This is a genomic window from Vibrio sp. 10N.286.49.E11 (assembly GCF_041469505.1).
GTDB classification, from domain to species: domain Bacteria; phylum Pseudomonadota; class Gammaproteobacteria; order Enterobacterales; family Vibrionaceae; genus Vibrio; species Vibrio crassostreae_C.
Genome location: NZ_JBFRKQ010000034.1, coordinates 113,721 through 136,531, shown reverse-complemented (window position 1 = coordinate 136,531; position 22,811 = coordinate 113,721). Strand labels below are relative to the sequence as shown.

Annotated in this window: 22 protein-coding genes and 1 tRNA gene; 20 read left to right on the top strand and 3 right to left on the bottom strand. The window is 44.3% G+C overall.

Translation table 11 applies throughout. The annotated features are described in order from the left end of the window. Positions 1 to 83: 83 nt before the first annotated feature. Positions 84 to 812 (bottom strand): carboxy-S-adenosyl-L-methionine synthase CmoA, encoded by a 729-nt coding sequence (cmoA, locus tag AB4167_RS07635; RefSeq protein WP_017062083.1) that lies wholly within the window; start codon positions 810 to 812, stop codon positions 84 to 86. Positions 813 to 951: 139 nt separating this feature from the next. After that, complete coding sequence (locus tag AB4167_RS07630; protein WP_372136369.1) at positions 952 to 1,857, bottom strand: DUF72 domain-containing protein; 906 nt, start codon at positions 1,855 to 1,857, stop codon at positions 952 to 954. A 314-nt stretch (positions 1,858 to 2,171) separates the two neighbouring features. Between AB4167_RS07630 and aspS the strand changes: the two genes are divergently transcribed. From aspS to AB4167_RS07545, 17 genes are all read left to right on the top strand, one after another. Next, the gene (gene aspS / locus AB4167_RS07625) at positions 2,172 to 3,944 is read left to right on the top strand and encodes an aspartate--tRNA ligase (protein WP_372136368.1); all 1,773 of its coding nucleotides are present in this window, start codon (positions 2,172 to 2,174) and stop codon (positions 3,942 to 3,944) included. 159 nt (positions 3,945 to 4,103) lie between these two features. Further along, positions 4,104 to 4,625 (top strand): crossover junction endodeoxyribonuclease RuvC, encoded by a 522-nt coding sequence (gene ruvC, locus AB4167_RS07620; RefSeq protein ID WP_008219936.1) that lies wholly within the window; start codon positions 4,104 to 4,106, stop codon positions 4,623 to 4,625. Positions 4,626 to 4,778: 153 nt separating this feature from the next. Next, positions 4,779 to 5,390, top strand: coding sequence for a Holliday junction branch migration protein RuvA (gene ruvA / locus AB4167_RS07615; RefSeq protein ID WP_017062079.1), 612 nt, complete (start codon positions 4,779 to 4,781; stop codon positions 5,388 to 5,390). A 103-nt stretch (positions 5,391 to 5,493) separates the two neighbouring features. After that, entirely contained in the window at positions 5,494 to 6,510 is a 1,017-nt protein-coding gene (gene ruvB / locus AB4167_RS07610) for a Holliday junction branch migration DNA helicase RuvB (protein ID WP_017062078.1), read from the top strand. Between the two features lie 552 nt (positions 6,511 to 7,062). Continuing rightward, positions 7,063 to 8,649 carry a cytochrome ubiquinol oxidase subunit I gene (cydA, locus tag AB4167_RS07605; RefSeq protein ID WP_102432925.1) on the top strand — a complete coding sequence of 529 codons (1,587 nt, stop codon included), beginning with the start codon at positions 7,063 to 7,065 and terminating at the stop codon, positions 8,647 to 8,649. A 13-nt stretch (positions 8,650 to 8,662) separates the two neighbouring features. Then, positions 8,663 to 9,799 (top strand): cytochrome d ubiquinol oxidase subunit II, encoded by a 1,137-nt coding sequence (gene cydB / locus AB4167_RS07600; protein WP_048659654.1) that lies wholly within the window; start codon positions 8,663 to 8,665, stop codon positions 9,797 to 9,799. Positions 9,800 to 9,830: 31 nt separating this feature from the next. After that, complete coding sequence (gene cydX, locus AB4167_RS07595; RefSeq protein ID WP_000270284.1) at positions 9,831 to 9,938, top strand: cytochrome bd-I oxidase subunit CydX; 108 nt, start codon at positions 9,831 to 9,833, stop codon at positions 9,936 to 9,938. Then, positions 9,931 to 10,233 (top strand): cyd operon protein YbgE, encoded by a 303-nt coding sequence (ybgE, locus tag AB4167_RS07590; protein WP_017055065.1) that lies wholly within the window; start codon positions 9,931 to 9,933, stop codon positions 10,231 to 10,233. Before cydX ends, ybgE begins: the two co-directional genes overlap by 8 nt. A gap of 172 nt (positions 10,234 to 10,405) precedes the next feature. After that, positions 10,406 to 10,843, top strand: a complete 438-nt coding sequence (ybgC, locus tag AB4167_RS07585) for a tol-pal system-associated acyl-CoA thioesterase (RefSeq protein ID WP_017062074.1) — start codon at positions 10,406 to 10,408, stop codon at positions 10,841 to 10,843. Beyond that, on the top strand, positions 10,833 to 11,516 hold the full coding sequence (tolQ, locus tag AB4167_RS07580) for a protein TolQ (RefSeq protein WP_017063515.1): 684 nt from the start codon (positions 10,833 to 10,835) through the stop codon (positions 11,514 to 11,516). Before ybgC ends, tolQ begins: the two co-directional genes overlap by 11 nt. A 3-nt stretch (positions 11,517 to 11,519) precedes the next feature. Next, positions 11,520 to 11,963 carry a protein TolR gene (tolR, locus tag AB4167_RS07575; RefSeq protein ID WP_017062072.1) on the top strand — a complete coding sequence of 148 codons (444 nt, stop codon included), beginning with the start codon at positions 11,520 to 11,522 and terminating at the stop codon, positions 11,961 to 11,963. A 13-nt stretch (positions 11,964 to 11,976) separates the two neighbouring features. After that, a complete protein-coding gene (gene tolA, locus AB4167_RS07570; RefSeq protein WP_372136367.1) occupies positions 11,977 to 13,044 on the top strand; it encodes a cell envelope integrity protein TolA in 1,068 nt (355 codons plus the stop codon). Between the two features lie 12 nt (positions 13,045 to 13,056). Beyond that, on the top strand, positions 13,057 to 14,409 hold the full coding sequence (gene tolB, locus AB4167_RS07565) for a Tol-Pal system beta propeller repeat protein TolB (protein ID WP_372136366.1): 1,353 nt from the start codon (positions 13,057 to 13,059) through the stop codon (positions 14,407 to 14,409). Positions 14,410 to 14,522: 113 nt separating this feature from the next. Next, positions 14,523 to 15,065 carry a peptidoglycan-associated lipoprotein Pal gene (gene pal / locus AB4167_RS07560; protein WP_017062069.1) on the top strand — a complete coding sequence of 181 codons (543 nt, stop codon included), beginning with the start codon at positions 14,523 to 14,525 and terminating at the stop codon, positions 15,063 to 15,065. A gap of 33 nt (positions 15,066 to 15,098) precedes the next feature. After that, positions 15,099 to 15,881, top strand: a complete 783-nt coding sequence (gene ybgF / locus AB4167_RS07555; protein WP_017072257.1) for a tol-pal system protein YbgF — start codon at positions 15,099 to 15,101, stop codon at positions 15,879 to 15,881. Between the two features lie 209 nt (positions 15,882 to 16,090). Further along, positions 16,091 to 17,152, top strand: a complete 1,062-nt coding sequence (gene nadA / locus AB4167_RS07550; RefSeq protein ID WP_017062067.1) for a quinolinate synthase NadA — start codon at positions 16,091 to 16,093, stop codon at positions 17,150 to 17,152. A gap of 175 nt (positions 17,153 to 17,327) precedes the next feature. After that, positions 17,328 to 18,359, top strand: coding sequence for a potassium channel family protein (locus tag AB4167_RS07545; RefSeq protein WP_372136365.1), 1,032 nt, complete (start codon positions 17,328 to 17,330; stop codon positions 18,357 to 18,359). Between the two features lie 75 nt (positions 18,360 to 18,434). Here the strand turns inward: AB4167_RS07545 and AB4167_RS07540 are convergent, their stop codons facing one another. After that, positions 18,435 to 19,004, bottom strand: coding sequence for a UPF0149 family protein (locus AB4167_RS07540; protein WP_017062064.1), 570 nt, complete (start codon positions 19,002 to 19,004; stop codon positions 18,435 to 18,437). 171 nt (positions 19,005 to 19,175) lie between these two features. Here AB4167_RS07540 and AB4167_RS07535 point away from each other — a divergent pair, with 171 nt between their 5' ends. The 3 genes from AB4167_RS07535 (at position 19,176) to AB4167_RS07525 (ending at position 22,598) form a co-directional block, all read left to right on the top strand. Beyond that, positions 19,176 to 21,629, top strand: coding sequence for a hybrid sensor histidine kinase/response regulator (locus tag AB4167_RS07535; RefSeq protein WP_017062063.1), 2,454 nt, complete (start codon positions 19,176 to 19,178; stop codon positions 21,627 to 21,629). A gap of 248 nt (positions 21,630 to 21,877) precedes the next feature. Further along, entirely contained in the window at positions 21,878 to 22,327 is a 450-nt protein-coding gene (locus AB4167_RS07530) for an L-alanine exporter AlaE (RefSeq protein ID WP_017062062.1), read from the top strand. 180 nt (positions 22,328 to 22,507) lie between these two features. Next, positions 22,508 to 22,598, top strand: a tRNA-Ser gene (locus AB4167_RS07525). Positions 22,599 to 22,811 lie beyond the last annotated feature (213 nt).

Genomic DNA, 22,811 nt, shown 5'->3' with positions numbered 1-22,811 from the left:
CAATAAACCCTAAAATAAAAATTAAATTTGTCATTTCCTACAGTGAGGATGACGTTCTAATACGAGCTGACCAGGTTTGTAGGCTACTTAATCGCGAACATTGAACCAAAGTTGAAACATTGGAACCAAACTTCGCTGCTTGAGAAGCCAATCTTATCAAATCGTTCTCTGTGAACAGGGATCGAGTCTGGGCGCATTACGTTTTCAATTGCGCTGCGTTTCTGGCTGACTTCCAGTTCGCTGTATCCGTTAGCACGCTTGAAATCGTGGTGCAGGTCGATAAGCAGTTCGTTTGAGCTTTCGTCTTCGAATACGTATTTTTCTGACAGGATTAAGATCCCGCCAGGGCGCAGGCCTGCATGAATTTTTTCAAGTAGAGCGTATCGATCGTCTGGCGACAGGAATTGCAGCGTGAAGTTAAGTACCACAACCGAAGCGTCTTTGATCTCCACTTCACGAATATCGGCTTCAATCACCTCTACTGGTGTGTCACTACGGTAAGCATTAACGTGCAATTTACAGCGCTCAACCATGGCTTCTGAGTTATCGATAGCGAAAATCGTGCAGCCTTCTTGCTGAATGTGACGACGCATAGAAAGTGTCGCCGCACCAAGAGAGCAGCCAAGGTCGTAAATATTTGAATGTGGCTTTACAAAGCGCTCAGCCAGCATGCCGATTGCAGAGATGATATTGCTATAGCCAGGCACCGAGCGTTGAATCATATCCGGAAATACTTCAGCAACCCTTGCATCAAAGGTGAAGTCTCCAATTTTATCAATAGGAGCGGAAAAGATATTGTCTGTGTTGCTCATGGCATTTTCTCTCGACAGTCAGCGTAATTGGCACAAAATTCATACCAAATAAAAGGGGACGTATTTTACGTAAAAAAAGCGCCACTGTCACGAAAACTGAGATTTAGCTCAAGGTTCGAAGTTGCTGATAGGTGATGGGTTAAAACATCGAGATTTGATTATTGCCTTTCTGAGCCGGAAACTGAGCCAGTTCGGGCAGTAATAATGATGTATTTTCAGAGACTTGCTTTTGTAGCCTCTTATAAATAGCAATCGCAAGTTCAGGTGCGTGGTTATTGTCTGGGGTGTGGATCATTAAATAGGGCTGCTTGCCTTCATTAAGCCAGTTTGGGATTTTGGCAAACCAAGGCTTAAAAAACTCAATATTAGGTTCTTGGTCTGGGTGACCAATAAATCGAATCATCGGGTTATTGGCGGTAGCAATTGCATGAACAGGAACACGCGGTTTTTTCTGATGCGCATCGATCACCGCTTCTGTGGTGGGTGGCGCAGAGAAAACGGGGCGGCTGTCCATAATGATGCGATTGATGCCTTCCTCAACCAGCCATTGGTTGAAGCGTTTTTCCGCATCGCCCTTATCAAAGAAACCTAAGTGTCGAACTTCGACGCCAAGCTGCATATCTTTTGGGAATAAGGTGCAAAACTTTTGTAGGGCAGGCAGCATGCTGGGCTCAAAACTGTGCGGCAGCTGAATCGTCCATTGACCAATACGGTCATGCAGTGGCGACATCGTCATCAAGAACTCTTTGAGTTCGGCTTGGCAGTGTCTCAGTTGTTGCAGGTGGGTGATGAATTTGGGCAATTTGAAGGTGAACTTGAAATCATCGTGACTGGCCGCTTTCCAATTGTGAACGGTAGACATACTTGGCGTAGCGTAAAAGGTGGTGTTGCCCTCAACGGTATGGAAAACTTGGGTGTATTTTTCCAAGCGTTCGGCAGGCTTGGTGCCTTTACCGTAGAACTGACTTTGCCACTCAGAATGAGACCACATAGTTAATCCAAGTCTTAGAGGTAAAGTTTCTGTTGTTATTACACGATTATCCATCTATTACACCGTTATCCATCACGCCATCAGTCATTACAAAAAGTTTTTGGGTTGAAACGAAAATCTACTTTACGAGAGTTTTGCTGATTAAGGTACTTTCGAGATATAATTATCGCAATTTTTTCGGTTTTGATGAATCTTTGCGCACTTGATGGGCTAAAAAGCAGCAAAGCCAGATAAAACACAATAAATTCGAATGTGGAAGGTCGATTTTAAGCGAGTTTCCGCGTATAAATGTTCCTTTGCTCTGTTGTGTGGAATGACCACTGACAGCTTGGAAATTAGTAAATAATTAAGAGATTGGGAAATTCATTATGCGTACCCATTACTGTGGTAACCTGAACAAGTCCCTGGCGGGACAAACTGTAGAATTGTGCGGCTGGGTAAACCGTCGCCGTGATTTAGGCGGTCTTATCTTTATTGATATGCGTGATCGTGAAGGCATCGTTCAGGTTGTTGTCGATCCAGATATGAAAGATATCTTCCCGATCGCTAACCAACTGCGTAATGAATTCTGTATCAAGTTTACTGGTGAAGTACGAGTTCGTCCGGACAGCCAAGTAAATAAAGACATGACTACTGGTGAAGTAGAACTTTACGCGACGGGTCTAGAGATCATTAACCGTTCAGAAGCGCTTCCACTAGACTTCAACCAAACGAACTCTGAAGAGCAGCGTCTTAAGTACCGTTACATCGATCTTCGTCGTCCAGAAATGAGCGACCGTATTAAGCTTCGTGCACGTGCTTCTAGCTTCGTTCGTCGTTTCCTAGATGAGAACTTATTCCTAGACATCGAAACGCCAGTACTAACGAAAGCGACACCAGAAGGTGCTCGTGACTACCTAGTACCAAGCCGTGTTCACAAAGGTAGCTTCTACGCACTTCCTCAATCTCCTCAGCTTTTCAAGCAACTGCTGATGATGTCTGGTTTTGACCGTTACTACCAAATCGTTAAATGTTTCCGTGATGAAGATTTACGTGCTGACCGTCAGCCTGAATTTACTCAAATCGATATCGAAACATCTTTCATGACTTCTCAAGAAGTACGTAACGTGACTGAGAAGCTTGTTCACGATATGTGGAAAGAACTTCTAGATGTTGAACTAGGTCAATTCCCAGTAATGCCTTTCTCTGAAGCGATTCGTCGTTTCGGTTCTGATAAGCCAGATCTACGTAACCCACTAGAGCTAGTGGACATTGCTGACTTGGTTAAAGATGTTGAATTCAAGGTATTCTCTGGCCCAGCTAACGACGAAAAAGGTCGCGTAGCAGTTATCCGTGTTCCAGGTGGTGCTAAGCTAACTCGTAAGCAAATCGACGGCTACGCTGAACACGTAAACATCTACGGCGCGAAAGGCCTAGCTTGGATGAAGGTTAACGACCGTGCTGCAGGCATGGAAGGTATTCAATCTCCAGTTGCTAAATTCCTAAGCGAAGACGTAATCAACGGTATTCTAGATCGTACTCAAGCTGAATCTGGCGATATCATTCTGTTCGGCGCAGACAAAGCGGGCATCGTTGCTGAAGCAATGGGCGCACTTCGTCTTAAACTAGGTACGGATCTAGAGCTAACAGACACATCTGCATGGGCTCCACTGTGGGTTGTTGACTTCCCAATGTTCGAAGAAGACGGCGAAGGTAACCTACACGCAATGCACCACCCATTCACATCACCACTAGGTGTGAACGCGGAAGAGCTAAAAGCGAACCCAGCAGCAGCAAATTCTGATGCATACGACATGGTAATCAACGGCTACGAAGTAGGCGGCGGTTCTGTACGTATCCACAACGCAGAAATGCAAACAGCGGTATTTGGTATCCTAGGTATCGAAGCACAAGAGCAACAAGAGAAGTTCGGCTTCCTACTTGAAGCGCTTAAGTACGGCACGCCACCGCACGCTGGTCTAGCATTCGGTCTTGACCGTCTAGCAATGCTGCTTTGTGGTACTGAGAACATCCGTGACGTTATCGCATTTCCGAAAACAACAGCTGCAGCATGTCTACTAACAGACGCGCCAAGCCTAGCGAACCCAGCATCACTGGAAGAGCTAGCAATCGCAGTTAAACTAGCGAAGAAAGAAGACTAATCAAGCGATTAGCCTAACTTTCTACTGAAGCTTTGAGTTTTCGATAGAGCTAAATTTTGTAGTAGAACAATAAAATGCCCGTTAATTTGACGGGCATTTTTTTTTGCGTTCGATATACTAAGCTCATAAAGCATGTATAAATAATCAGTATTTGAAGTTATGTCTATTATCTTAGGGATTGACCCTGGCTCACGCATTACCGGTTACGGTGTTATTCGTCAAAATGGCCGCCACCTATATTACTTAGGGAGTGGTTGCATTCGCACCTCAGAAAAAGAGTTGCCGGGCCGACTCAAACAAATCTACGCCGGTGTGAGCGAAATTATTACTCAGTTCCAACCGGATGTGTTTGCGATAGAGCAGGTCTTCATGGCTAAGAATGCAGACTCAGCGCTTAAGCTTGGGCAAGCTAGGGGCAGCGCGATCGTAGCGGCTGTAAATGCGGATTTGCCTGTTCATGAATACGCGGCTCGTTTAATTAAGCAAGCGGTGACGGGTAATGGTGGTGCGGACAAGTCTATGGTTCAGAACATGGTGATGAGCATGCTTAAGTTACCCGCTAAACCACAGGCCGATGCTGCCGATGCTCTAGGCGTAGCGATCACTCACGCCAACACCAATAAAACTTTGATAGCGCTTGCGGGTAAAGCAACAGGAGCAAGAAAAGGGCGTTACCGATAACCATAGGCTATGGCGTTTCTGAAGACAGAATCATTCGGTTTCTTAAGCTAAGCAAGCTTAAATAAATCATCTTAATAAACACAAAGAACTGGATAAGCATCCAGTTCTTTTATATTCTGTCCCTCAAATTATATTCCATCAAGAGAGTGAATTGTGATCGGACGTCTACGCGGTACATTAATAGAAAAACAGCCACCAGAATTACTAATCGAAGTGAGTGGCGTTGGCTATGAAGTTCAAATGCCAATGAGCTGTTTTTATGAATTACCAAATGTGGGCGAAGAGGCAATTATCTACACTCACTTTGTTGTTCGTGAAGATGCACAACTGCTTTACGGCTTCAATACAGTTAAAGAGCGTGCGCTGTTCCGTGAAGTTATCAAAGCAAATGGTGTTGGTCCTAAACTTGGTCTTGGTATTCTTTCAGGTATGACGGCGAGTCAGTTTGTTCAGAGTGTTGAACGTGAAGATATTTCTACGCTAGTGAAACTGCCGGGTGTCGGTAAGAAAACCGCAGAACGTCTGGTTGTTGAAATGAAAGACCGCCTGAAAGGGTGGGGCGCGGGTGACCTATTTACTCCAGCGACGGATGCAGCACCAATTGATTCTATGCCAACCGTTCACGACGCTGAAGAAGAAGCGGTAAGTGCGTTACTTGCATTAGGTTACAAGCCGACTCAAGCTTCTAAGGTGGTTTCTCAAGTGGCTAAAGATGGCATGACCAGCGAGCAGTTAATTCGCGAAGCACTGAAATCGATGGTTTAATACCTCATATACTTGTTCTACAAAACAGGCTCATTCACTTTGCCTTTACACAGAGTCAAGAAGCGCAGAGTCAACAAGCGCATAGTTAGGAATAGCAGAATTTATGATTGAAGCCGATCGCCTTATTGCACCGGACAACCCAGTATTCAAAGATGAAGATGTCATTGATCGTGCAATACGCCCTAAAGCACTTGCTGACTATCAAGGTCAGGATCATGTTCGTGGCCAAATGGAAATTTTCATCAAAGCGGCGCAATTGCGTAATGAGGCCCTCGATCATTTGTTGATATTTGGTCCTCCAGGCTTGGGGAAAACCACGTTGGCGAACATTGTTGCTAATGAAATGGATGTAAACATTCGCACCACTTCAGGCCCTGTACTGGAAAAAGCCGGCGACCTAGCGGCGCTGCTGACTAACCTTGAAGAAAATGATGTCCTATTCATTGATGAGATCCACCGCCTTAGCCCTGTGGTTGAAGAGGTGTTGTATCCAGCAATGGAAGATTACCAATTAGATATCATGATTGGTGAAGGCCCTGCGGCACGCTCTATCAAGATCGATCTTCCACCTTTTACGTTGATAGGCGCAACGACTCGTGCTGGCTCGCTTACGTCTCCGTTACGTGACCGTTTTGGTATCACTCAGCGTCTTGAGTATTACAAAGTTGAAGACTTGCAAAACATCGTGCAACGAAGCGCTGATTGCCTTGGTCTTTCTATGGAATCAGAAGGGGCGTTAGAAGTTGCTCGTCGTGCTCGTGGTACACCACGTATTGCCAATCGTTTACTGCGCCGTGTACGCGACTATGCGGAAGTGAAAGGAGATGGTCATATCTGCCCAGAGGTTGCCGATAAAGCGCTTAACATGTTGGATGTCGATGCTAAAGGTTTTGACTACATGGATAGAAAGCTTCTGCTTGCGATCATGGAAAAGTTTGGTGGTGGTCCAGTGGGTATCGACAATATGGCTGCAGCGATCGGTGAAGAAAGAGACACCATTGAAGACGTGTTAGAGCCTTACTTGATTCAGCAAGGTTACCTACAAAGAACGCCAAGAGGTCGAATCGCGACCGACAGAGCTTATTTACACTTCGGAATAGATAAGCCGTCTAATCGTTAAATTATTCATTTTTAAAGATCCCAGTTGCATAAGCGCTGGGGTTTTTTGCATTTTACTGAATAACAACTCTTTGCGCTAATCGATAAAAAGGCTGAATAGCGGGTTTCAAAAATGAAAACTTTGATTTCAGGTTTGATTTGGCTAACAAAAATTGAAATAAGTTGTCATAACTTTTGTTAGTACTTTATGGGTAGTTGTAATTTGTATGTTGAAGTGGTGCTGAGCTTTTGTCACAGATATCATGCGCTGTTATTAACAGAGCTCAAATTGGTGTGATTTTAATCATGATTGTTCAAAAATACCTCTAATTTGCGTGAATAAAATTGATACAAATCAACGCAGGCTTCTCCTATAAATCTTTTGAAACATACTGATTTTACCAGTAATATTAGCGCCAGCTATATTAGCTCATGCTTAACAATAATCTAACTATAACGGTACGTTTTTGCTACAAATTTCAATTTGTAATAACAATTACATAAATTGTTTTAACATGGATTTTTGCGGTGAATAATCACACAAGTGTCATTCAGCCGACACAAAGGAGTTACCATGATTGATGTTGTTGATCTGTCGCGATTGCAATTTGCATTTACAGCGATGTATCACTTCCTATTTGTTCCACTGACACTAGGTATGGCATTTCTACTTGCCATTATGGAGTCAGTTTATGTAATGACTGGCAAGCAAATTTACAAGGACATGACTAAGTTCTGGGGTAAATTGTTTGGTATTAACTTTGCTCTTGGTGTAGCGACAGGCTTAACCATGGAGTTCCAGTTCGGTACTAACTGGTCTTACTATTCTCACTATGTTGGCGACATCTTTGGTGCACCGCTGGCTATCGAAGCGCTTGTTGCATTCTTCCTAGAGTCTACTTTTGTTGGTCTTTTCTTCTTCGGTTGGGACAGATTGTCGAAGCGTCAACACTTAGCGGTAACTTGGTTAGTAGCACTTGGTTCTAACTTCTCTGCGCTTTGGATCTTGGTAGCTAACGGCTGGATGCAAAACCCAGTGGGTGCGGAATTTAACTTTGAAACGATGCGTATGGAAATGGTGAGCTTCGCTGAAGTTGTACTAAACCCAGTAGCACAGGTTAAATTCGTACACACAGTAGCGTCTGGTTACACAACGGGTGCAATGTTCATCCTTGGTATCAGCTCATACTACATTCTTAAAGGTCGTGACCTTGCCTTTGCTCGTCGTTCTTTTGCGATTGCAGCATCTTTCGGTATGGCGGCGATCCTGTCAGTAATCGTGCTAGGTGATGAATCTGGTTACGAGCTTGGTGAAGTTCAAAAAGTGAAACTCGCTGCTGTAGAAGCAGAGTGGCACACTGAAGAAGCACCAGCTGCATTCACTGTTTTTGGTATTCCAAACCAAGAAACAATGGATACTGACTACGCAATTAAGATTCCTTACGTAATGGGTATTATCGCAACACGTTCTCTTGATAAAGAAGTAACAGGCCTGCGTGACCTGCGTGATGACCACGTTGATCGTATCCGCACGGGTATGTACGCATACGAGCTGCTTGAAAAGCTACGTTCAGGCGATAAGTCTGAAGAAAACATGGTGGCATTCGACGAAGTGAAAGGTGACCTAGGTTACGGTCTACTTCTTAAGCGCTACACAGACGACGTTGTTGATGCAACAGAAGAGCAAATCCAAATGGCTGCGGATGATTCTATCCCAACAGTTTGGCCTCTATTCTGGTCATTCCGTCTGATGGTTGCTTGTGGCTTCATCATGTTGTTTGTATTCGGCGCAGCGTTTGTTCAAACGTGTCGTCAAAAGATCGAACAGAAACCATGGGTACTTAAAGCGGCGCTGTTCTCAATCCCACTTCCTTGGATTGCGATCGAAGCGGGTTGGTTCGTTGCTGAGTTTGGTCGTCAACCATGGGCGGTTGGTGAAATCCTACCGGTTAACGTTGCAGCATCAGCACTAACTATTGAACAGCTTTGGACTTCTCTATTCGCTATTCTGGCACTGTACACAGTGTTCTTGATTGCTGAAGTTTACCTAATGCTGAAATTCGCACGTAAAGGTCCAAGTAGCTTAAAGACAGGCCGTTACCACTTTGAACAAAACGATAACTCTGTTGAAGACAAAGTTAGCCGTTCAGTCGAAGTATAAGTGAGGGAATATTATGTTTGATTACGAAAGCTTACGACTTATTTGGTGGGTATTGATCGGTGTTCTACTGGTTGGTTTCGCCGTAACTGATGGCTTCGATATGGGTGTTGCTGCTCTTTCACCGGTTATCGGTAAGAGCGACACTGAACGCCGTATTATGCTAAACACGATTGCCCCTCACTGGGATGGTAACCAAGTTTGGCTTATCACTGCGGGTGGCGCATTGTTTGCTGCGTGGCCACTGGTTTACGCAACATCGTTTTCTGGCTTCTACTTCGCAATGTATGCGACGTTAGCAGCGCTTTGGTTACGACCACTTGCTCTTGATTACCGTTCTAAGATCGAAGATCCAAAATGGCGCAAAACTTGGGACTACGCACTTTGCTTTAGTGGTACAGTTCCACCAATCATCTTCGGTGTAGCATTTGGTAACCTATTACAAGGTGTTCCATTTGACCTGAACGAATTTATGATGTCTAAGTACCATGGCACGTTCTTCGCTCTGCTAAACCCGTTTGCATTGCTTTGTGGTGTATTAGCTCTGATGTTGTTCGTGATGCAAGGTGCAACATGGCTTCAAATGAAGACTACAGAAGAGCTGCACGCTCGTGCTCGTAACGTTGCTCAGATCACTGGCCTAATTGCTATTGCTCTGTTCGTTATTGGTGGTTTCTGGGTTCAATCTATCGAAGGCTATGTTATTACAAGCACTATCGATACGTTTGCTGATTCAAACCCTCTAAACAAAGAAGTATCACTTCAAGTGGGTGCTTGGATGACAAACTTCGAAACGTATCCAGCAATGTGGGCTGCACCGATCCTTGGGGTAGCGATGCCACTGCTTGCTGTGATTGCATCTCGCTTTGAGCGTGGTGGTTTCGCATTCTTGTTCTCAAGTCTATCGAACGCAGGTGTTATTTTAACGGCTGGTTTTGCAATGTTCCCATTCGTAATGCCATCAAGCCTGAATCCTAGCCATAGTTTGACTATGTGGGATTCAACAGCGAGTGAGCTCACGCTTGGCCTTATGACTGCTGTTGCGGCGGTAATGGTTCCGGTGATTCTTGGCTACACAACTTGGACATATTACAAAATGTTCGGTCGTCTAGATAAGAAACACATCGAAGATAACGACGTTTCAGCTTACTAAGCTAGAAGTTAAATAACTTAGGAGAAATTTTATGTGGTATTTCGCATGGATTTTGGGTGTACTTCTAGCATGTGCATTCGGCATCATTAATGCTCTTTGGCTAGAGCATTCAGAAATGATGGACAAAGACAGTGAGTAATCTCGCAGAGCAAATCGCTAAACTGCATCAACCAATGGATAAGACTCTATTAAGAGCTTTATCCTTGGTATTGGGTTTCATGCATGTTGGTTTAGTGATGTGGGATCCTGAAGCGTATGCGACAAGCATCGGGGGCTTTAACGCGATCATCGGGCCAATGTTTATCTGGGCTGTTTGCTCAAGCATGGTTTACGGTATTGGATTTAAGCCAAGAGCTTGGATGTGGCAGCTACTGTTTAGCCCATACGTTTCACTCACAATTTTGCTCTACCTAACGGTGCTGCGCCTTCTATAAAAGGCAAAGGATTTAGGTTCATAACGATGTGAATCTTTATACTTGTTGGGTTTTTAGCCAAAAAGAGGTCATCTTATACAGATGGCCTTTTTTTTCGTCTGTTAAATCAAAAAATTCACAGCGATATACTATTAATGATAAGGAGTTAGGTTATAGTGAGATCTTTATCGTTTTGGATTGTGGTAGCAAATTGCAGGGATTATCTAAGCTATTTACGTGGCCAGTGACTGTGTATTACGAAGACACCGATGCGGGTGGCGTTGTATACCATTCAAACTATCTTAAGTTTTTCGAACGCGCTCGAACTGAGATGTTGCGCTCAATTGGCGTTTCTCAGCAAGTATTGTTAGAACAAAACATCGGTTTTGTAGTCCGACATATGGACATTGATTTTATTCAAGGCGCGCGTCTTGATGATTCTTTACAAGTCATTACAAATATTTACGAGTTGAAGCGAGCTACCTTGGTCTTCTGTCAAGAGATCGTAAATCCTGATGGCAAGGCATTGTGTAAAGCAATGGTTAAGGTAGCATGTATCGATAATCAAAAAATGAAACCCAAAGCAATGCCAACATTTATTCTCACGGAGCTAACGAATAGTGACTGCTGAAATCTCAATCTTAGGCCTAATTTTAGAAGCTAGTTTACTAGTTAAGATGGTCATGCTGACTCTTATGGGCATGTCTGTTGTTTCTTGGGCGATGATCATAAAAAGAAGTAAAGTGTTATCTCAAGCTTCTAAACAAACAGAAGTGTTTGAAGACAAATTTTGGTCAGGCGTTGATCTTGCAAAACTGTACCAAGAGAGCAACAAACGCAAAGACGAGCTTTCTGGTACTGAAGAAATTTTCTACGCAGGCTTTACTGAGTTCGCTCGCCTTCGTAAATCGAATGCAACATCACCTGACTTCATTATGGAAGGCACTGGCCGTGCGATGCGCGTTGCCGTTGCTCGTGAGATTGATGAACTAGAAACTAACTTACCTTTCTTGGCGACCGTTGGCTCTATCAGCCCATACATCGGCCTATTTGGTACGGTTTGGGGCATCATGCACTCATTCATCGCATTAGGTGAAGTGAAGCAAGCGACGCTCGCAATGGTTGCTCCTGGTATTGCAGAAGCACTGATCGCAACAGCAATGGGTCTATTCGCTGCGATTCCAGCGGTAATGGCGTACAACCGCTTCAGCAGCCGAGTAGGCAAGCTAGAACACAACTACGCGACTTTCTCTGAAGAGTTTCACAGTATTCTTCACCGTCAAGCGATGGCTGGCAGGGAATAATAGATGGCTGGATACCAACCTAAAAAACGCAAAATGACAGCAGAGATTAACGTTGTACCTTACATCGACGTTATGCTTGTTTTGCTGATCATTTTTATGGTGACTTCGCCGTTTGTTACTCAAGGCGTTGACGTTGAATTGCCTCAGGCTTCAACGGCTAAATCGGCACAAGACCTACTGGGTGACGACAATGCAAGTTTCATCATCGTTGAAGTGAACAAAGACGGTGAACTTGGCTTGAGCGTTAATGACGAAGAAGTACAGCGTGGCTTATCAATGGAAGATATTATCGTCCGTGTGAAAGCCGAGTTGTCTCTGAAGCCAAACTCTCCAGTGGCGGTTGGTGGTGATGCCGCAACGCCATACGCTGAAGTGGTTTTATTACTTGATGAATTAAGCCGTGCAGGTGTGCCAAAGGTTGGCCTTTTAACGGATATAAGGGAATAGCTCCGTAGCATTCATGAAAGCGAATAATAAAAAATCCAATAATTTCAGATCACCGCTTCTTATTTCTCTTGGGCTGCACGTCATTTTATTCGTTGCGCTCATTTGGGGGGCGGATTTCACGATGTCAGAGCCAAAGCCTACAGGGCAGATGGTTCAAGCAGTGGTGATTGATCCTCAGTTGGTTCGCCAGCAAGCTCAACAGATTCGTCAACAAAGAGAAGCGGCAAGCAAGAAAGAGCAAGAGCGTCTTGACAAACTCAGACGTGAAAGCGAACGACTTGAAAAGAATCGTAAAGCTGAAGAAGAAAATATTCGCAAGCTAAAAGAACAGCAAGCGAAAGAAGCTAAAGCAACTCGTGAAGCTGAAAAGCGTCGAGTTGAGAAAGAGAAACAACGCAAAGCTGAAGAAGCGCGTTTACAGCAAGAGCAAAAGAAAGCCGCTAAAGCCGAAGCTGACCGTAAGCTAAAAGAAGCTGCGTTAGTGAAAGCCGAGAACGAGCGTAAAGCCAAAGAAGCGGCAATCGCAAAAGCTGAACAAGAACGCGTGGCAAAAGAAAAAGCAGCGAAAGAGGCAGCAGACAAAGCTCGTAAAGAGAAAGAAGCCGCTGAACTCGCGGAAAAGCGACGCATAGCGAAAGAGAAAGAAGCGGCAGCCGCAGCAGAGAAAGCCCGTAAGGCAAAAGAAGCTGCAGCAAAAGCAGAAAAAGAGCGTAAACAACAAGAAGCCGCATTGAACGATATCTTTGCTGGGCTTGAAACGGAAGCGACTCAAAACTCTTCAGCAAGACAACAATTTATCACTGATGAAGCGCAACGTTACGGGGCTATCTATACCCAACTGATTCAACAGAACCTGTTGTTAGAAGACAGCTATCGAGGACGCTCATGTCGAGTGAACCTTAAGCTGATTCCAACGGGCTCTAACGCGATATTGGGTAGTTTGAGTATCTTAGATGGCGATAGCCGTTTATGTGCAGCAACCAAGCGTGCGGTGGCACAAGTACAATCTTACCCGTTGCCTAAAGACCCAGACATTGTGAACTCACTGAAAGACATTAACTTAACTGTATCACCAGAGTAAAAGGACGAACTTGTGTTAAATAAACTATTACTGAGTTTTGTTTTCTTAATAGCTACAAGCAGCCAGTTTGCACATGCAGCGCTGGAGCTGGTTATTACAGACGGTATTAACTCTGCAAGACCTATAGCTATTGTACCTTTCCGTTGGGAAGGCTCAGAGCCATTGCCACACGATGTATCAGCGGTTATCGCTTCTGACTTACAGCGCAGTGGTAAATTCAGCCCAGTTGCGACAAGCAAAATGCCTCAAACGCCTTACAGCGAAACTGAGGTTAACTTTGATGCTTGGACTAACCTAGGTGTTGACTCATTGCTTACCGGTAGTATAACTAAAAATGCCGAAGGGCAGTATGTGGTGAATTACCAATTGATCGACATTGTTCGTGGTCAACTGACCAAAGGACAAAGTCGTGCGCTGAGTGATGAAGGCCAATTAGTGCTTTCTAAAGATCACGTTCTATTCAATAAGAAGGCTACGGTTCCTGGTAATCGCTTGAGAGAGTACGCACACCGTATCTCAGACCTAGTGTATGAAGAGCTAACTGGTGAGAAAGGCGCGTTCTTAACTCGTATCTCTTACGTGGTAGTGAACGATAAAGACAAGTACCCGTATCAACTTCGTGTTGCTGACTACGATGGCTTTAACGAGCGTTTAGTACTTCGTTCTAAGCAGCCTCTCATGTCTCCAGCATGGTCACCAGACGGCAAAAAGCTAGCTTATGTGAGCTTCCAGAATGGCCAAGCTGAAATATTCATCATGAATATTTACACGGGTGAACGTGAGAAAGTGACGTCATACCCTCGTCACAATGGTGCGCCAAGATTCTCGCCAGATGGTAAAACATTGGCATTGGTATTGTCGAAAACGGGCAGCCTTCAGGTGTACACACTTGACCTTGCTAGCCGTAAGCTGACTCAAATTACCCGCGGCCGTTCGAATAATACTGAACCATTCTGGCACCCAGATGGCAAGTCTCTTATTTTCACATCGGATCGTGGTGGTAAACCACAGATTTATAATGTAAATTTGTCCAATAATTCGACTTCTCGTATTACTTGGCAAGGTAGCCAAAACTTAGGTGGCCAGATCACTCCTGATGGTCGATTCATGATCATGGTGAATCGCAGCAACTCAGGTTTTAACTTGGCTAAGCAAGATTTGGAAACCGGTGCGGTTCAGGTACTAACAAAAACATTGTTAGATGAGTCTCCAAGTATTGCACCGAATGGAGGTATGGTTATCTATAGCTCTATTTACAACAAAACAAATGTACTATCGATGGTTTCTATCGATGGACGTTTTAAAGCTAGATTACCGGCAACTAACGGACGCGTAAGAGCGCCTGCATGGTCACCGTTCCTCTAGGGAAAATTACATATTCTTTTAGCTATTGATAGTGTTAACTATTGTGGCATTTAACTATCTATAGCACTCTTAGTCGCTGTAGAAACTAAGTTTGATAACGTAAGGAAAAAAAGATGCAACTTAACAAAGTTCTTAAAGGCTTGATGATTGCACTACCAGTGATGGCAGTAACGGCATGTAGCTCAACTGATGAAGCAACATCTGCAACATCTGGTACTGAAAGCAACCAAACAACTTCAGGTTCAGAAGGCAATGTAGACACAACTGTTGTAACGCCAATTGACGCTAACGGTCAACTGTCTGAGCAAGAGCTTAAAGAGCAAGCGCTACGTGAAACTCAAACAATCTACTTCGCATTCGATAACTCTACTATCGCTGGCGATTACGAAGAAATGCTAGCAGCTCACGCAGCATACCTAGTTAAGAACGTTGACATGAACGTTACTATCGAAGGTCACGCTGATGAGCGCGGTACTCCTGAGTACAACATCGCACTTGGCGAGCGTCGTGCACAAGCTGTAGCGAAATACCTACAAGCTCTAGGTGTTCAAGCTGACCAAATCTCTATCGTAAGCTACGGTGAAGAGAAGCCACTTCTTCTAGGTCAATCTGAAGATGTGTACGCTAAAAACCGTCGCGCAGTACTAGTTTACTAATTTTAGTAGACTATATAATTGAGGAATTGCCTCATGTTCAGTAACACAAAGCGAGTCATTTTGCTTTCGTTACTGGCAAGTGCAGCGAACACCGCGTTCGCTGCACCAGCTCCAGTATCCGATCTCAATAGCACCGCAACCAATTCATCATCTTCCTCTCGATCAGCATCTAACGAATCAGATATTGAGCGTTTAGAGCGCCTGCTTCAAAATCGCAATCTCGTTCAGCTTCAAATGCAACAGCAAATCGACGACATGGCACTGGAGATCAGTGAACTTCGTGGTGAGCTGGAACGAAACAGCTACGATATGAAGCAAATGCTAGAGCGTCAGCGTGAACTGTTCATTGAACTGGATCGCGTAAGAGGCGAGGTGAAAGCAGCAGGAACAGCAACGGTAGCAGTGGCGGCGAGCGAAGGCTCTAAAGACGCTTCTGGTACGTTCAGTACTGATGTGGATGAGCAAACTGCTTATCAAAATGCTGTAGATATGATTCTAAAGCAACGAGACTACACGGGTGCTATCGCTGCATTCCAAAAGTTTCAAAAAGACTTCCCAGATTCTACCTTCACACCTAACTCACATTACTGGTTAGGTCAGCTTTATTTCGCTAAGAAGCAAGATAAAGAAGCCGTGAAGAGCTTCGCTGCTGTTGTGTCGTACAAAGACTCAAACAAGCGAGCAGATGCACTGGTTAAGCTTGGTGACATAGCAGCGCGCAACAACAACGCGACGCAAGCTAAGAAATATTACCAACAAGTCGTAACCGAGCACCCAAACAGTGCTTCGGCTAAAGTGGCCAAAACCCACTTATAACCAAAATAGGGGTGCTTAGGCGCCTCTTTTTTATACCTGTTCACTTCCGTTTAGTGTTTACTTCTCTTGCTAGTGATGACAACACATCGCCTTGTTTATGCGTTTTAAGCATTAGCTAGTCACCGCTTGCAACCAATCCTTTTTGATCCCAATCGCTGTCCTGTGTAGAATACTCGGATTCTCGGAAGAAGTTGCGTAGAGCAAGAGCAATGAGTCATATACTAGATAAAATCGATACAGTTTACCCGTTTCCGCCTAAGCCAGTTCCATTGAGCGACGCTCAGAAACAGGCCCACATCGCAAACATCAAAAAACTACTTCAAGAAAAAGATGCAGTTCTAATTGCACACTACTACACCGATCCTGAAATTCAGGCTCTGGCAGAAGAAACTGGTGGTTTCGTTGGCGATTCATTAGAGATGGCTAAGTTCGGTAACCGTCACTCAGCAAGCACTTTGATCATCGCTGGTGTTCGTTTCATGGGTGAGTCTGCAAAGATTCTTACTCCTGAAAAACGCATTTTAATGCCAACACTTGAAGCTGAATGTTCGCTTGATCTTGGCTGCCCAGCTGACAAATTTACAGAATTTTGTGATGCTCACCCTGACCACACTGTGGTTGTATACGCGAACACCTCTGCAGCTGTTAAAGCTCGTGCAGACTGGGTAGTTACGTCGAGCATCGCTTTAGAAATCGTTGAAAGCCTAGACGCTGAAGGCAAACCCATTATTTGGGGGCCAGACCGTCACCTAGGTTCTTACATCGCAAATCAAACTGGCGCTGACATGTTGCTTTGGCAAGGTGAGTGTATCGTTCATGATGAGTTCTCAGCTGATGCTTTGAAGAAAATGAAATCGGTATACCCAGAAGCGGCTATCTTGGTTCACCCAGAATCACCAGCAAGCGTGGTTGAACTGGCTGATGCTGTAGGCTCAACAAGCCAACTGATCAAGAAAGCAAAAGAGCTGCCTCATCCACAGATGATTGTTGCGACAGACAAAGGCATCTTCTTCAAGATGCAGCAATTGGTTCCTGAAAAAGAGCTGATTGAAGCGCCGACAGCGGGTGCTGGTGCAACGTGTCGTAGCTGCGCACACTGTCCTTGGATGGCAATGAACGGCCTTGAAGCGATTGAAAACGCGCTTGAGAATGGTGGTGAGCAACACGAAATCTTCGTTTCTGACGAATTACGCGTGAAGTCTCTTATTCCATTGAACCGCATGCTAGATTTTGCAGAGCAGTTAAATGTGCAGGTAAAAGGTAACGCGTAAGTCGTTCTTTTATCTAACCAATAAAAAAACCAGCTACTAGTGCTGGTTTTTTTGTATCTGCGTATAGGCCGCCAATATCAATCTTGTGGTCATGTATCTTTTTCTGATGATACATCTTGTTGATATCGCGTATTTTTTCTAGCATGTAAGTAAGAGGAAAAGATTAGAGGCTCGAATGATAATCTGGTTACAACTCAAACGCTGGATCAAAGCAAACATCTTTGTTTTGAATGGCAAAAACTTACTGTTCACTTTTCTTGGCTACATCGCTTTATCGTGGTCGATGCTGTATTTGGCGGGTGAAACAGATTTAACCAGTTCGGTTACCGTATTCGCTTACTACTTGGTGGTGACGGCTTCTACGGTTGGTTATGGTGATTTATCACCGACCACGGTAGCGGGGCAGTGGATCGTTATTCTATTTGTGATTCCAGGCGGGTTGAGCCTTTTTGCCGCGTTGCTCGGTAAAGTGGCGACAGAAGGTGTTGAATATTGGCGAGCGGGCTTGCTAGGAAAAAGGAGAGTTAGAGTGGACAACCACATTTTGATGTTGGGGTGGAATGAGCAAAGAACCATTCATCTCATCCGCATGCTACAACACGAAGAAACGGGTAAACGACCAATCGTGCTATGTACGCGTTCAGATATCGAGAACCCGTTACCCGGTGAAATCAATTTCGTCAAAGTAAACAGCTACACCGATGGCAAAGAGATGGAGAAAACGGGCATTGAGTCTGCAAGTTGCATCCTGATTGATAACCCAGAAGACGACATTACGTTATCTGCGGCGCTTTACTGTGCCAACCGAAACCCTAAAGCGCACCTTCTTGTTTACTTTAAAGATGAAGCGCTGAGCGACCTGCTACACAAACATTGTCCAAACTCTGAATGTATTCCGGCTGTGGGTGCTGAGATGCTAGCAAAGGCTGCGGTAGACCCAGGTTCCAGTGCGCTTCACCAAGAATTATTGAGCTCAACAAGAGGTATGACACAGTATTCAACGTCTTTCCCTGAAGACGCTGAGTCTGTCACCGTCGCGCCTATTTTCTCAGTGTTTAAAGAGAAGTATCAAGCAACTCTGATCGCCATTGATACGGGGAGCGGTATTGAACTCAACCCAGAGTTAGATCAAGTGGTCAGCAGTGGTACTAAGCTGTTTTATATTGCTGATGAGCGAATTGATGACTTCGATTGGAAAGGCTTCTAAAGCGACTATTTTATTTCGTCTGAAAACTAAAAAAGGCCTCATAATGAGGCCTTTTGGCTTGTATAAAGCTAACTGTTATTGAGCTTCAGCCAGTGCAATGCCACGCTGCGTTAGTCCGCAAAGCATCACAGGAACAGCGTTAAAGATCTCTTCGAACTGCTCTAGGCCTTCGATGCCTTGCTCTGCAAGCGTAGCAATTGACGTTTCTGGATCGTAAAGCATGCTCAGTGACAGCAGGACACCGCCAACGAGTGCGTTATCTTCGCTCTCTTCAGGCATTAGTGTTTCCCAATCGTCGCGAGCAATCTGCCAGCCTTGAAGCAAGCCTTCACAAAAATCACGAGCGGCAGTGTTCACCACTTCTTCGTCGTCTAATTGACAAGCTTCAGGCCAAACCCAAGTCCCTTCAATCAGTTCTGGGCGGGTTTTATTCCAAAGCTCGATGATAACTTCAATGTAGCTTTCTAGCTGTTCACCATCCGTAAAAGGTGCGACTTCTTCGCCACCCCATAAGAACGGTAGCCACTCATGCGGGGTTAACACATTCGGTGCCGCTGCCATTGCAGTGACAAAGCCCATTGTTTTGTGTTCTGTGATTAGCTTTCCTTCCAACTCTGGAAGCGCAAGAATATCTTGTAAAGTCAAAGTGAGGTACCGTAAAAGGGAACATATTTGCGCTTATAGTACCAATGAACTTGTGCCAATCAAGCTTCAATCTAAAAAGGCTTGATGTCATGGATGATAAACACTAGGTTTAACAGAAAAGAAAACAATAAAAGAATTATGCAGATACGGTCGTCTTTAAAGAAAAAAAGCATGGTAGCGCTTGGATTATACCTTGCGATGTTTATTGCCATTGTCGGTAGTGTGACGTATTACGTCGTAGAATCCCCTGTGCGCGCCAAATTACAACAAAACCTCGACTTGCGTACGCAACTGTTATCCGCATTGATTACAGAGCCACTCAGTAGTTCTCGAGGCTTCGTAGACAGTCTCGTTGGGTTTGCTCAAGCGCATCGTAACGGTGATGATGTTATTCCGCTCTTTAAGTCCATGTTGGCGGCGAGCGACGATACAATTGTCAGTGCCGGTATTTGGCCCGAACCTTATGCGCTTGATTCTAAAAAGCTTCTCAACAGTTACTTTTTTAATAAAGCCGACGATGGAATAATCGACCAGATATATTCTTACAACAACCCCCAAAATGCCCCTTATCAAGAAGAGTATTGGTACACCTCTGTCGTCAACCAAAAACAAGGCACGATCTCTTGGAGCGATGTGTATATCGATCCATACACACACGTTCGAATGATTACGGCGTCTTCCCCTTATTATTACGACGGTACTTTTGCCGGTGTTGCCACGGTGGATCTCTCGCTCGAAGAGCTGCTTGGTTTTATCAAGAACCACGCCGAAGAATACAACCTTGGCATTACGCTCAGAGATAAGCTTAACCAAGTGTTGGTTTCGCATAACTTTAATCTCGTTGAAGGCATTTACATCAGTAGCAATCAATTTGGTGATTTCGGCTGGCAAGTGGATGTGGTGAACTCCAAATCACGAGTAGAAGACGAAGTGTTTCGTCAGGTGATGAGCATTGAAGGCGGTATTGTTCCGCTATTGCTACTTTGTGTCATGGCGGGGTATTACTTATTGAACCGTTATTTGATTAGTCCAATCACAAGGATTGCAGCACAGGTTGATAGTTCGAAAGCCGGCGAAATCATTGATGTGGATTACTCGAGTGATGACGAAATCGGCCATTTGATTAAAACCTTCAACGAAAAGACCATTTATCTCGAAGCGGAAAAGGTTAAAGCTCAGGCATCCACTAATGCAAAAACCGCTTTCCTTGCGACCTTGTCACATGAAATTCGCACTCCGATGAATGGGGTATTGGGTACCGCTCAAATCCTATTAAAAACGCCTCTAAATTCTGAACAAGAGAAGCATCTTAAGAGCTTGTATGAGTCCGGCGATCATATGATGACTCTACTCAACGAGATCTTAGACTTCTCGAAGATCGAGCAGGGCAGGTTGGATCTTGATGAAACGCGTTTCCCGCTTGATTCGATCATCGGCAGTATTAACAGTGTTTACTACACATTGTCTTCCGAGAAAGGGCTTCAATTCAAAGTGTACTCTGAGGTGACTTCGGGTCGTTGGTACTTCTCAGATAAAGCTCGCCTTCGCCAAATTTTGTTTAATCTATTGAACAACGCGGTGAAGTTCACCTCCAGAGGCTTTGTTGAGGTGTACCTGAAAGAAGTTGTAGAGGGGAGTGACACCTATCTGAGCATTCGAGTTCGTGATACCGGAATTGGTATTTCTAAAGAAGCTCAGAAGCGTATTTTTAAACCGTTTGAACAAGCGGAGTCTTCGACCACAAGGCGTTTTGGCGGTACTGGCCTTGGCCTCGCGATTGTGAAGAAAATTGCCCAGTTGATGGATGGCAGTATTACCGTCACCAGTGAAGAAGGGATAGGCACGAGTTTTGATGTTCGCTTGAAGATTCAGCCATGTCAGCCAGGAGAAATCGAGAGTTTGCCACATAAGAAGTTGGACTACTCTGGCTTAAAGGTACTGATCGTCGAGGACAACCGAACTAACACGGTGATCATTGAAGCCTTCATGAGCAGTAAAGGCTTTACCTGTAAGAGCGTCGAAAACGGTGAACTTGCGATACAAGCCGTGGTTGCTGAGCGCTTTGATTTGGTGCTCATGGATAACCATATGCCTGTGATGGATGGCGTTGAATCAACCACTGCTATTCGTGCTTTGATAGGCGATGTGTCATCGGTATTGGTGTTTGGTTGTACGGCTGATGTCTTTAAAGAGACTCGTGAGCGTATGTTGGGGGCAGGTGTGGATTATATTATTGCTAAGCCGATTGACGAGCGTGAACTGGATGATGCCTTGTTCCGCTATTCAAATAAGCTTTATCAATACCATGAAGTAAAAGCGGATGAGCTCGAAAGCCAAGACGTAAAACCACACGATTCGAAAAGTAAAAGCGAGTCACTGCCTAAACCTGATCTTCGCAACAAAGATAACACTGAAGAGCTGTTAGTGACGTTGTATGTGGCGCTAGAAGACAACAACCTAGAACTGATTCAATTTGCACTAGAGAGCCTACGTGTCCACGTTGAAGCTATGAACAACGCGGAACTTACTGAACAAGTCGATAAAGCGTTAGAGCAGGTTGCTTTAGGATCACCACCTACACAAGATGTCATTAATATCATTACTGTAAATCTACCTATGGCTTAAATGTTGTTTAATTACGATAAGTAAATGACGAACTGTCCAATATTTGACCTTGGTTGGATTTTTTGGTGAAAGTGACTGCTTTTAAAGTGGTTTTTGGTTGTTAATTTACAACTTGATTTTTAATTTGGAGTGTATGACTACTAATCTTGTGATTTAATAGCGACATTATCTGGTGAGGTGCAAATGTGCCTTGTTTATATGTTACTAAATCACTAATTAAGCAGTGATATATTTTAGGTTTGTCGTCAATGAAGTCTCGTGGTCCATTTTGTATTCGAAACGCAGCTGCGGATACATTTGCTATGGTCGTTTTCTGTTTTATTTCTGGCATGATCGTAGAAGTGTTTATTTCTGGTATGACGTTTGAGCAATCTCTTGCTTCTCGAACGTTATCTATTCCTGTAAACATTGCTATCGCTTGGCCTTATGGCGTTTTTCGTGATTGGTTCTTACGCAATGGTGCAAAACTTTCAGAAAGCTCATTGATGAAAAACTTGTCTGATTTGATGGCATACGTGTTATTCCAGTCTCCAGTGTATGCGGGTATTTTGTTGGCAGTGGGTGCTTCAGGCGACCAGATCGTTACGGCTGTCACCAGTAATGCAGTTATCTCGTGCGGTATGGGCGTACTTTACGGCTACTTCCTCGATATGTGTCGTAAATGGTTTCGAGTTCCTGGCTACTATCAACAAGCTTAAGAAAAGCAACAAGCGTAAGTGCAGCGAAAGAATGAAATTTGGTTTGTTTTTGATCTAATGAGTTAATTTGTAATCGAACAAACCGAAAAAGGCACTTTTTTTGAGAATGCCCCTTGACCAAAGCAAGCAGAATCAATAAAGTAGCGCCTCGTTGAGTGACATGCTCAACACACAATTTGTGGAAGGATGGCTGAGTGGCTTAAGGCGCTCGCCTGGAAAGCGAGTATACGTTTATAGCGTATCTGGGGTTCAAATCCCCATCCTTCCACCACTATTCAAAACCCTAGCAGAAATGCTGGGGTTTTCTCGTTTTAGAGCCTCTATATCCCACCTCATCTGTATACCTCCCTAATATCCGTTCCTTTAATCATTGCTTTATAGTTATAATCTCTATTAATACCGTCGCAGAATTAACCATATTAGGTGTTTTTATCATAGATAATCGCTTGATTTTTTGGCGTGAACCTAGATTATTAATAGTACG

Bases quoted from the DNA above. Each gene is read 5' to 3' on its own strand.
- tolA (WP_372136367.1), top strand. From the start codon at position 11,977: ATGAAAGCGAATAATAAAAAATCCAATAATTTCAGATCACCGCTTCTT.
- AB4167_RS07545 (WP_372136365.1), top strand. From the start codon at position 17,328: ATGATAATCTGGTTACAACTCAAACGCTGGATCAAAGCAAACATCTTT.
- aspS (WP_372136368.1), top strand. From the start codon at position 2,172: ATGCGTACCCATTACTGTGGTAACCTGAACAAGTCCCTGGCGGGACAA.
- cmoA (WP_017062083.1), bottom strand. From the start codon at position 812: ATGAGCAACACAGACAATATCTTTTCCGCTCCTATTGATAAAATTGGA.
- cydB (WP_048659654.1), top strand. From the start codon at position 8,663: ATGTTTGATTACGAAAGCTTACGACTTATTTGGTGGGTATTGATCGGT.
- AB4167_RS07530 (WP_017062062.1), top strand. From the start codon at position 21,878: ATGAAGTCTCGTGGTCCATTTTGTATTCGAAACGCAGCTGCGGATACA.
- cydA (WP_102432925.1), top strand. From the start codon at position 7,063: ATGATTGATGTTGTTGATCTGTCGCGATTGCAATTTGCATTTACAGCG.
- AB4167_RS07535 (WP_017062063.1), top strand. From the start codon at position 19,176: ATGGTAGCGCTTGGATTATACCTTGCGATGTTTATTGCCATTGTCGGT.
- pal (WP_017062069.1), top strand. From the start codon at position 14,523: ATGCAACTTAACAAAGTTCTTAAAGGCTTGATGATTGCACTACCAGTG.
- ybgF (WP_017072257.1), top strand. From the start codon at position 15,099: ATGTTCAGTAACACAAAGCGAGTCATTTTGCTTTCGTTACTGGCAAGT.
- AB4167_RS07630 (WP_372136369.1), bottom strand. From the start codon at position 1,857: ATGGATAATCGTGTAATAACAACAGAAACTTTACCTCTAAGACTTGGA.
- nadA (WP_017062067.1), top strand. From the start codon at position 16,091: ATGAGTCATATACTAGATAAAATCGATACAGTTTACCCGTTTCCGCCT.
- cydX (WP_000270284.1), top strand. From the start codon at position 9,831: ATGTGGTATTTCGCATGGATTTTGGGTGTACTTCTAGCATGTGCATTC.
- tolR (WP_017062072.1), top strand. From the start codon at position 11,520: ATGGCTGGATACCAACCTAAAAAACGCAAAATGACAGCAGAGATTAAC.
- ruvB (WP_017062078.1), top strand. From the start codon at position 5,494: ATGATTGAAGCCGATCGCCTTATTGCACCGGACAACCCAGTATTCAAA.
- ruvC (WP_008219936.1), top strand. From the start codon at position 4,104: ATGTCTATTATCTTAGGGATTGACCCTGGCTCACGCATTACCGGTTAC.